Here is a 302-nt window from a genome sequence, read left to right as displayed (position 1 = left end):
GGATAGGATACTGACGGTTTTGATGACTTTGCCAGGGCAAACGCTAATGTTAGTGGTCCAATGCGCCCGATGAACATCAACGTGATGATGATTTGCTTACCTATAAATGAGAGTTCATCTGTCAATCCCATGGATAGTCCAACAGTGCCAAATGCTGAAAAGGCTTCAAAGACTATTTGAATAAAGGGTGCTGTTTCTGTGATGCTTAATCTTAATATTGATAGAAAGACCGCCGTTAAACTGATGAAGACAATCGCTAAGGCCCTATGAATGATATCATCATTAATTTTTCGCCTAAAGAT

At 39.7% G+C, this 302-nt stretch carries 1 protein-coding gene; it reads right to left on the bottom strand.

Annotated elements, in window-relative coordinates; genetic code table 11:
- Positions 1 to 302, bottom strand: a 302-nt coding sequence (locus tag AOA60_RS01120) for a potassium transporter TrkG (protein WP_143522311.1), incomplete at both ends; no start/stop codon positions are given.

Origin of the sequence: Pseudomonas sp. 2822-17 (assembly GCF_002742485.1) — a bacterium.
GTDB classification, from domain to species: Bacteria; Pseudomonadota; Gammaproteobacteria; order Pseudomonadales; family Pseudomonadaceae; genus Aquipseudomonas; species Aquipseudomonas cyclaminis.
The sequence above is the reverse complement of the archived record's forward strand: the minus strand, read 5'-3'. Positions and strand labels throughout refer to the sequence as shown.